Genomic DNA, 9,056 nt, shown 5'->3' on the forward strand with positions numbered 1-9,056 from the left:
AGCACTGCTATCTTTGTACCAAATTCTGTATTGGCGGAGCGCCGTCCCGCCTAGCAATAAAATGATGGAACATCATGAACCCTAATTATCTGGATTTTGAGCAGCCGATTGCAGACCTTGAAGCGAAGATTGAAGAGCTTCGTATGGTTGGCAACGACACCGATATTAATATTTCTGATGAAATTACCCGGCTGAAAAAGAAGAGCGTCAGCCTGACCGAGAGTATTTTTTCAGATCTGCACCCTTGGGATGTGGCCCGTCTTGCACGGCACCCGCGTCGCCCTTACACCAAGGACTACATCGAAATGATCTTTGATGATTTTGATGAGCTCCATGGTGACCGCCGATATGCAGACGATCAGGCTATCGTGGGTGGTACCGCACGGCTGAACAACAAGCCCGTAATGATTGTCGGCCACCAGAAAGGCCGCGAAGTGAGGGATAAGGTCAAGCGTAACTTTGGCATGCCGCGCCCCGAAGGGTATCGCAAAGCCCTGCGTTTAATGGAAATGGCAGAGCGCTTCAGGATGCCCATTCTCACGTTTATAGACACCCCGGGTGCTTATCCTGGCATAGGTGCTGAAGAACGGGGTCAGAGTGAGGCCATAGCGTTCAACCTGGCAGTGATGTCTCGGCTCAAAACGCCGATCATCTCTACGGTGATCGGTGAGGGTGGTTCTGGCGGTGCACTGGCCATTGGCGTGTGCGATCAGCTTAATATGCTGCAGTACTCTACCTATGCGGTTATATCGCCGGAAGGCTGCGCTTCCATATTGTGGAAAAGTGCTGAGTACGCCTCCCAGGCAGCTGAAGCCATGGGCGTGACGGCAGATCGCCTGAAAGATCTTGGGCTGGCGGACAACGTTATCTCTGAACCCCTTGGTGGCGCCCACCGCAACCCCGAAAAAATGGCGGAAGCCCTGCGCGAAACCCTTGGCAATGGCATGGCAGAGCTCAGTCGTCTGCCTCTGGACGAGCTAGTTTCCCGGCGGTATGAGCGGTTAACCCGCTATGACACAGGGCGCTAAGCCCGCACCCGGGTGCGCCTTTTCGGAGGCGTTGAGTGCGCCGGTAAAGGCCGTTTCTGGCTACCGGCGGCTCTGGGTTGCCCTCAGCGGTGGCCTGGATTCCATCCTCCTTCTGCATCTTGCTGCACGCTGCCACCCTGGTGTGCGGGCGGTGCATATAAATCATCAGCTTCAAGCTAATGCCGGTGAGACAGAGACTTTCTGTCGGAATGTGTGCGCCGAACTGAGTGTGCCTTTCACGGTTCAGTCAGTGACGGTTAAGCTGGGCAGTGGTCCAAGTGAAGGTCTTGAGGAGTCAGCCCGCAAGGCTCGCTATCAGGCCTTCGAGGCGCTACTTGAACCTGGCGACACTCTGCTGATGGCCCATCACGGTGATGATCAGGCCGAAACAGTGCTTTTTCGTATGTTCCGTGGCAGTGGTGTCGCAGGTCTTGCTGGCATGCCTAAGAGCCGACCTCTGGGAGCTGGACACCTTACTCGACCATTGCTGGGCATTGAGCGGTCAGAGCTTGAGCGGAATGCACGCCTAGCCGGTATTTCATGGATTGATGACCCCAGTAACACAGATCAACGGTTCGATCGCAACTTCCTCCGACTGAGCATCTTGCCAGCGCTTAGAAAGCGGTGGCCTGGCCTGACTAAACGTCTTCAGCACAGTGCGAGTGCCTGCTCGGAAAGTGGTTTTCTAAATCAGCGACTGGCGGAAATACAATGGCAAGCGTTAGGAGGGTATGAGCGACGCCTTCCGGTTGCAGGATTAAGCGCCCTTTCTCTCGCGGAACAGAAAAACCTTCTGCACTGGTGGATCCTGCACGCCGGGTATCAGCCTCCGTCGGTAGGCGACTGGTCTCAGGTGCTGCATGATTTATTGCAGGCAGCGGACGACAGATCTCCCGAGTTGCGGGCAGATGGTTATAGCTTGCGACGTTTTCAGGGAGAGCTTTATTTGGTTTCCAGTATGCCTGATTTGCCGTGCGAGCCTGTGCCGCTTGAGGCAGGCCGGCCGGTAAACTGGGGCGAGTGGGTGATTCGGCTGGTGCCGGCGTCTACAGCGGAAACGGAGTGGCCGCCAATACGAATATGTACGAGGCAGGGCGGAGAACGCGTCCGTTTTTGTGTGGAGGGCCCTTCCAAACCCCTGAAGAAATGGCTTCAGGAGCAGGCCGTTCCACCTTGGGAAAGGGGTCGTCTACCCCTTGTTTTCTGGGGTTTGGGGGGCGAGAAAGAGCTGATCGGTATTGGCGATTTATGGTGCTCTGAACAATACTGCGGAAGCGCCCCTGCGGCCGGCTGGCGGCTAATTGTAGAGCGGGATTGTAATTGAGTCGCTGGGGGCTTTCTGGTAGTCTGGCGTCCCATCTTGAGATGACAATCTCCCTCCTTCACAGAACCTGATAATCATGGAATCTGCATGACGCGTTATATTTTCGTCACCGGCGGTGTTGTGTCCTCACTGGGGAAAGGAATCGCATCGGCCTCCCTGGCTGCGATCCTCGAGGCTCGCGGCCTGAAGGTCACTATCCTCAAGCTGGACCCGTATATCAACGTGGACCCAGGCACCATGAGTCCGTTCCAGCACGGTGAGGTCTTTGTTACCGAAGACGGTGCTGAAACCGATCTGGATCTTGGCCACTATGAGCGTTTCATCCGTACGCCGATGACTCGTCGCAATAACTTCACCACTGGCCGTGTGTACGAAGAGGTCATCCGCAAAGAGCGTCGCGGTGATTATCTCGGTGGCACCGTACAGGTTATTCCCCACATCACTGATGAAATTAAGCGTCGTGTTGTTGAAGGCGCCGCCGGTGTTGATGTGGCTTTGGTTGAAGTGGGTGGAACTGTGGGTGACATTGAATCCCTGCCGTTCCTCGAAGCCTGCCGTCAACTGAAGGTTGAAGTGGGTTCTACTCGAGCGCTGTTTATGCACCTCACATTGGTGCCATACATAGCTACGGCTGGCGAAATCAAAACCAAACCGACCCAGCATTCTGTGAAAGAAATGCGTTCCATCGGTTTGCAGCCAGACGTTTTGTTGTGCCGCTCTGATCATGAAGTGGACATCAGCTCACGTCGAAAAATTGCACTGTTCACCAATGTGGAAGAACGTGCTGTTATTCCGTTGCGCGACGCCAAATCTATTTACGCCATTCCCCGCATGCTGCATGAGCATGGTCTGGATCAGTTGGTTGTTGAGCGCTTCAATCTTGATGCTCGTGAAGCGGATCTCAGTGAGTGGGATAACGTCGTCGAATCGCTGATGAACCCGGAGCAAGAATTAACGATTGCTATGGTCGGCAAGTACATGGAGTTACTTGAGGCCTACAAGTCGTTGATCGAATCTCTGCTCCATGCAGGCATTAAGACTCGCACCAAGATTAAGATCAATTATATTGATTCCGAAGACATCGAGCGTGATGGCACTCAAATGCTGGACAGCGCAGATGCAATCTTGGTACCTGGTGGCTTTGGTGAGCGTGGCGTGGAAGGTAAAATCCGCACCGTACAGTACGCCCGAGAGAACAAGGTGCCTTACTTGGGTATTTGCCTGGGTATGCAGGTGGCCGTTATTGAATACGCCCGTAACAAGGCGGGCTTGGTTGATGCTCATAGTACCGAATTCCGTGAGCACACACCGGAGCCCGTGATTGGTTTGATCACCGAGTGGCTAGATGCAACTGGTGAGCGCGAGGAGCGTACCGACGCCTCCGATCTTGGCGGTACTATGCGTTTGGGCGCCCAGGATTGCGTGCTAACTGAGGGCTCCAATATTGCGAACTGCTACGGCAGAAAAACCATTCGCGAGCGCCATCGTCACCGTTATGAGGTGAACAACCATTTCCTGCCACAATTGGAAGCTGCAGGCCTGCATGTTTCAGGTCGCTCTACCGATGGCAAATTGGTAGAGGTGGTGGAAGTTGCCGATCACCCCTGGTTTGTTGCTTGTCAGTTTCATCCGGAATTTACCTCGACTCCCCGCGACGGCCACCCGCTGTTCAAGGGCTTTGTGGAAGCTGCGTTGGCGAACCGTAAGGAATCCTGATAATGGCCCAGAGCACTGTTACTGTTGCTGATATCGACATAGCCAATCATAAGCCGTTTGTGCTGTTTGGCGGTATGAACGTTCTGGAATCTCCAGAGATGGCATTCGAGGTTGCACAAGCCTACGTTGAGGTGTGCCGCAAGCTGGGCATTCCTTACGTATTTAAAGCGTCTTTCGATAAAGCGAACCGTTCTTCGGTGACGTCCTTCCGGGGGCCGGGGCTCGATAAAGGCTTGCAGATACTGGCCGATATTAAGGGCAAGTTCGGTGTTCCTATTATTTCTGATGTTCATGAAGCTGCACAGGCGGCGCCTGCGGCTGAGGTTTGTGACATCATTCAGCTGCCCGCATTTTTGAGCCGCCAGACGGATCTGGTGGTTGCCATGGCGGAAACCGGCGCGGCGATCAACATCAAGAAGGCCCAGTTTCTGGCACCACAGGAGATGAGGCACATCATCACCAAGTGTGCAGAGGCTGGAAACGACCGGGTTATCTTGTGCGAGCGAGGCAGTAGTTTCGGGTACAATAATTTGGTGGTGGACATGCTCGGCTTTGGCATCATGAAGTCCATGGATGTGCCAGTTATGTTCGATGTGACCCACTCATTGCAGATGCCCGGCGGTCGGGCAGATTCTGCTGGTGGCCGTCGTGCTCAGGTAACAGACCTGGCGCTTGCAGGCATGTCTCAGGGGTTGGCGGGGCTGTTTTTAGAGGCTCACCCGAACCCGGATGAGGCGAAGTGCGATGGTCCTTGCGCTTTGCGACTCAGCCAGCTAGAGCCGTTTTTGCAGCGTGTGAAGGCTGTAGATGACCTTGTGAAGAGTTTTAAACCTATCGACACCGCCTGAATGGCGGTGTTCGTGTTTTAGCCTTGCTCTTGATCAGACTTCTGTTAATGACCTTTGAATTGAAAACTTGGAGACTCCCTAGAATGACCAAGATTGCCAACATTAAAGCCCGTGAGGTTCTGGATTCCCGTGGTAACCCCACGGTAGAAGCGGACGTGATTCTGGAAGACGGTACTCTTGGCCGTGCTTGTGCACCGTCCGGCGCCTCTACTGGTTCCCGTGAGGCACTGGAGCTACGTGATGGCGATGCATCCCGTTACCTCGGTAAAGGCGTACGTAAGGCAGTCGAAGCCATTAACGGCAAAATTCTGGGTGCACTGAAAGGCAACGATGCGGCTGACCAGCGTGGGCTGGATAACATCATGCTGGAACTGGATGGCACTGAGAACAAAGCTAATCTGGGCGCGAACGCTATTTTGGCTGTGTCACTGGCAGCGGCGAAAGCGGCGGCGGAGTCTCTGGGTAAGCCGCTTTATGAGCATATCGCTGACATCAACGGTACCACTGGCAAATTTAGCATGCCTGTACCTATGATGAATATTTTGAACGGCGGTGAGCACGCGGATAACAATGTAGATATCCAAGAGTTCATGGTACAGCCTGTTGCTGCCAAGAGCTTTGCGGATGCTCTGCGCATTGGCGCTGAAATTTTCCACAGCTTGAAAAAAGTGCTGCAGTCGCAGGGTTTGAACACGGCTGTTGGTGATGAGGGCGGCTTTGCTCCCAACCTGCCATCTAACGAAGCGGCTCTGGCTATTATCCAGGAAGCTGTTGAAAAGGCGGGTTACAAGCTTGGCACCGACATTACCCTAGCTTTGGATTGCGCCGCTTCTGAGTTTTACAAAGATGGCCAGTACGTATTAGCTGGTGAGGGCAAGAGCTTTGATTCGACAGGCTTTGCTGATTACTTGGCCGGGTTGGCCGAGCGTTATCCGATCGTGTCCATTGAAGATGGCATGGACGAGAGCGATTGGGACGGCTGGAAAGTGTTGACTGACAAGATCGGCGACAAAGTACAGCTGGTGGGAGACGATTTGTTTGTCACTAACACCAAAATTCTAAAGCGTGGTATCGATACGGGTGTGGCTAACTCTATCCTGATCAAGTTTAATCAGATTGGTAGCCTTAGCGAAACTCTGGATGCCATCAAGATGGCACAAGATGCAGGGTTTACCGCGGTTATTTCCCACCGTTCTGGTGAAACAGAAGACACCACCATTGCGGATCTTGCGGTCGCTACTTGTGCTGGTCAAATCAAGACGGGCTCTCTGTGCCGTTCTGATCGTGTTGCCAAGTACAACCAGTTGCTGCGCATTGAAGAGGCGCTGGAAGGTAAGGCGCCTTATCGTGGATTGAGTGAGATTAAAGGCCAAGGCTAAAGGATTAGGCCATCGTGACTTGAATGACCATTTAGTCACGATGGCCTTTTTGGCCAATCAGTTAGATGAATTTGTTGCTAATCTACTCTAAGGTCTATACTTAATGCCAAATGTTGAATTTTTGATCGGTTAACTCCTGAACGGAATCGGTATTGATGAAGTTGCTCTGGGCTTTCATGGTTGTTCTCATTCTCCTGCTGCAGGTACGCCTGTGGGTTGGGGAGGGCAGCTTTGCGCAAGTCTGGACGCTGGAAAAGTCGATAGCCGAACAGCGTGAGGGGAATGCCGAGCTGGCTACTCGCAATGAGCGCTTGTATGCGGAAGTGCGCAACCTTCGTAACGAACAGAGCGCGGTGGAAGAACGAGCTCGGATGAACCTTGGGTTGATTCGCGATGATGAGACCTTCTTTCTTGTTGTTGAGCACTGACCTTCCGCTCTCCATGCTTCGGGCGGAAACCCTATGACTTCTCCAAAACTCTGGTTGATTGTTCCCGCCGCCGGTATTGGCCAACGCATGCAGGCCGACTGTCCGAAGCAATATCTCCGAATCGATAACCGCTTTATTTTGGATATCACGCTGTCGCGCTTGTTGAATACTGGTCTGTTTGCTGGCTGCATGGTGCCTCTGAATACTGAAGATCAATACTGGCCAAGCACCGATGCCAGTGCAGACGGTCGTATTCAGACTTGCAGTGGCGGCGTTGAGCGAGCGGATTCTGTGCTTTCAGCTCTAAGGGCGTTGCCAGGGCAGGTTGCGGATGACGACTGGGTGCTGGTTCATGATGCCGCCCGTCCTTGTATTCATGCAGCCGATCTTACTAACCTCGTTTCAACACTGTCTGATCATCCTGTGGGTGGCCTTCTGGCAGCACCGGTCCCGGATACTCTCAAGAGAGCAGAATCGAGTCAGTTGCCTGAAGTGATCGAAACTGTGGATCGCAGCCAACTATGGCGAGCGCTTACGCCACAGATGTTTCGCTATTCCATGCTGGCGAATGCATTGGAGTCGGCACTGAAAGCGGGGCAGCCAGTTACGGATGAGTCCTCTGCCATGGAGTTTTCCGGTAACATGCCGCTTCTAGTTGAGGGTCGACCAGATAATATTAAAATTACCGTACCTACTGACCTGGATCTTGCTGGCTTTATTCTTAGCCGGTTCTGAGTTTTCTGGATTTTCCCGGAGTAAATTATGCGAATTGGTCAGGGCTTTGATGTTCATGCCTTCGGCGATGGCGAGGCTGTTATTCTTGGTGGCGTCTCCATACCTTACAGTCAGGGCTTGAAAGCTCACTCTGATGGCGATGTGCTGTTGCATGCTTTGGCGGATGCATTGCTGGGAGCGGTTGCCCTAGGGGACATTGGCCATTTATTCCCAGACACCAGTGCAGAGTGGGCAGGCGCGGATAGCCGGGACTTGTTGCGTCGAGTGATGGCACGGGTAGTGGAAGAGGGTTTTGGCGTTCTTAATGTTGATACCACGATTATTGCCCAGGCACCTAAAATGGCACCACACATTGAAGCCATGCGTTTGAATATCGCAGAGGATCTGGGTATTTCAGCCAACCGTGTGAGCGTAAAAGCGACGACTAGCGAGAAGCTAGGCTTCACCGGTCGTGGTGAGGGTATTGCCTGTCAAGCGGTGTGTCTGCTTGAGCCGGTGGCATTGTGAGTGAATCTAGTGGAGAGACAAGAAGCTGGCGACTGGAGTGGCCAGTATCGGGTGGCTCGCGGGTAGCCAGAGCTCATTTGAAAATGGCGCCGCAAGATTTCCGGGTTAGTGAGGTGCTGGAGGAGTTCCCAGATGAGCCGGAAACATCCAGTGCAGCCAGCGTGACCGGTGAGGGTGAGCATCTGTGTTTGCGCATTGAGAAGACAGGTGACAATACGGAATTTGTGGCAGGCGCGCTGGCTACCCTCGCGGACTGTCGGCCTTTTGATGTTGGGTTTTGCGGGCTCAAAGATCGCCACGCGGTGACCAGCCAATGGTTCAGTCTTTATCGTCCCGGTATGATGGATAACGATGCAGCGCTGATTGAACGGATTTCTGAGCGCTGGCCGGTAAAATCGGCCCACCGCAGCGTACGCAAGTTGCGGCGTGGTGATCATCAAGGCAATCATTTTGTGGTTACGCTCCGACAGGTTAGCACTGGGCGCGAGGTTGTCGAGAGCGCGCTTGAACGCTTGAAAATGCAGGGCGCACCCAATTACTTTGGCCCCCAGCGATTCGGCTTTGCCGGCGGCAACTTGGATAGGGCGATTCATATTGATCCTTCTGCGTTGAATCGTCGTGGTGGGCAAGGTAAGCGCCGAGGGCGAGGTAAGCCAGGCAGTAGCGGCGATGGCCGGAAAAACGTATTGTACTTTTCGGCGGCTCGTTCCTGGTTTTTTAACGAAGTTCTTGCAGCCCGTGTAGCGGAAGGCAGTTGGCGTGCACCATTGCCGGGCGAGCCTGCTGAACATGCAACCGGCCCGCTGTGGGGCGATGGCGGCACAAGCGCTGGTGGTGAAATAGGACAGCGTGAACGTGACATAGTGGCACTGACGCCAGAACTGGCTTCGCTGTTTTTGGCGACTCGAATGAAACCCGAGCGTCGACCTCTGGTTGCCATGGCAAAAGATCTAAGCTGGTCATGGCTGGATGACGGCGGTTTGGAACTGAACTTCTTCCTCGAGCCAGGCCAATACGCGACCACGATTTTGAGTGATATTTTTGAGCTTGAGGACATGAGCCTCGGCCAACATAACAAACAACACGGCTAG

At 53.6% G+C, this 9,056-nt stretch carries 9 protein-coding genes; all 9 read left to right on the forward strand.

Going from position 1 to position 9,056, the window contains the following annotated elements:
- The first annotated feature begins 74 nt into the window (after window positions 1-74).
- The 9 genes from accA to truD all read left to right on the forward strand — a co-directional run bounded on the left by accA (window position 75) and on the right by truD (window position 9,056).
- The gene (gene accA, locus ACTH3S_RS09395; RefSeq protein ID WP_441808748.1) at window positions 75-1,028 is read left to right on the forward strand and encodes an acetyl-CoA carboxylase carboxyl transferase subunit alpha; all 954 of its coding nucleotides are present in this window, start codon (window positions 75-77) and stop codon (window positions 1,026-1,028) included.
- A complete protein-coding gene (tilS, locus tag ACTH3S_RS09400) occupies window positions 1,012-2,352 on the forward strand; it encodes a tRNA lysidine(34) synthetase TilS (protein WP_441808749.1) in 1,341 nt (446 codons plus the stop codon). The genes accA and tilS overlap by 17 nt, the downstream gene beginning before the upstream one ends.
- A gap of 87 nt (window positions 2,353-2,439) precedes the next feature.
- The gene (locus ACTH3S_RS09405) at window positions 2,440-4,068 is read left to right on the forward strand and encodes a CTP synthase (RefSeq protein WP_441808750.1); all 1,629 of its coding nucleotides are present in this window, start codon (window positions 2,440-2,442) and stop codon (window positions 4,066-4,068) included.
- Between the two features lie 2 nt (window positions 4,069-4,070).
- Entirely contained in the window at window positions 4,071-4,916 is an 846-nt protein-coding gene (gene kdsA / locus ACTH3S_RS09410) for a 3-deoxy-8-phosphooctulonate synthase (protein WP_441808751.1), read from the forward strand.
- Window positions 4,917-4,999: 83 nt separating this feature from the next.
- Complete coding sequence (gene eno, locus ACTH3S_RS09415; RefSeq protein WP_441808752.1) at window positions 5,000-6,295, forward strand: phosphopyruvate hydratase; 1,296 nt, start codon at window positions 5,000-5,002, stop codon at window positions 6,293-6,295.
- A gap of 155 nt (window positions 6,296-6,450) precedes the next feature.
- The gene (locus ACTH3S_RS09420; protein ID WP_441808753.1) at window positions 6,451-6,723 is read left to right on the forward strand and encodes a septum formation initiator family protein; all 273 of its coding nucleotides are present in this window, start codon (window positions 6,451-6,453) and stop codon (window positions 6,721-6,723) included.
- A 33-nt stretch (window positions 6,724-6,756) separates the two neighbouring features.
- Window positions 6,757-7,458, forward strand: a complete 702-nt coding sequence (gene ispD / locus ACTH3S_RS09425; RefSeq protein WP_441808754.1) for a 2-C-methyl-D-erythritol 4-phosphate cytidylyltransferase — start codon at window positions 6,757-6,759, stop codon at window positions 7,456-7,458.
- Between the two features lie 27 nt (window positions 7,459-7,485).
- Window positions 7,486-7,965: a 2-C-methyl-D-erythritol 2,4-cyclodiphosphate synthase gene (gene ispF / locus ACTH3S_RS09430; protein WP_441808755.1), complete on the forward strand. Its 480-nt coding sequence runs from the start codon at window positions 7,486-7,488 to the stop codon at window positions 7,963-7,965.
- Window positions 7,962-9,056, forward strand: a complete 1,095-nt coding sequence (gene truD, locus ACTH3S_RS09435; RefSeq protein ID WP_441808756.1) for a tRNA pseudouridine(13) synthase TruD — start codon at window positions 7,962-7,964, stop codon at window positions 9,054-9,056. The genes ispF and truD overlap by 4 nt, the downstream gene beginning before the upstream one ends.

The sequence above is a fragment of the Marinobacter sp. genome, assembly GCF_052094685.1.
Lineage (GTDB): Bacteria > Pseudomonadota > Gammaproteobacteria > Pseudomonadales > Oleiphilaceae > Marinobacter.

Excerpts from the sequence above, each read along its gene's own strand:
- accA (WP_441808748.1), top strand. The coding sequence starts at position 75 with ATGAACCCTAATTATCTGGATTTTGAGCAGCCGATTGCAGACCTTGAA.
- tilS (WP_441808749.1), top strand. The coding sequence starts at position 1,012 with ATGACACAGGGCGCTAAGCCCGCACCCGGGTGCGCCTTTTCGGAGGCG.
- ACTH3S_RS09405 (WP_441808750.1), top strand. The coding sequence starts at position 2,440 with ATGACGCGTTATATTTTCGTCACCGGCGGTGTTGTGTCCTCACTGGGG.
- kdsA (WP_441808751.1), top strand. The coding sequence starts at position 4,071 with ATGGCCCAGAGCACTGTTACTGTTGCTGATATCGACATAGCCAATCAT.
- eno (WP_441808752.1), top strand. The coding sequence starts at position 5,000 with ATGACCAAGATTGCCAACATTAAAGCCCGTGAGGTTCTGGATTCCCGT.
- ACTH3S_RS09420 (WP_441808753.1), top strand. The coding sequence starts at position 6,451 with ATGAAGTTGCTCTGGGCTTTCATGGTTGTTCTCATTCTCCTGCTGCAG.
- ispD (WP_441808754.1), top strand. The coding sequence starts at position 6,757 with ATGACTTCTCCAAAACTCTGGTTGATTGTTCCCGCCGCCGGTATTGGC.
- ispF (WP_441808755.1), top strand. The coding sequence starts at position 7,486 with ATGCGAATTGGTCAGGGCTTTGATGTTCATGCCTTCGGCGATGGCGAG.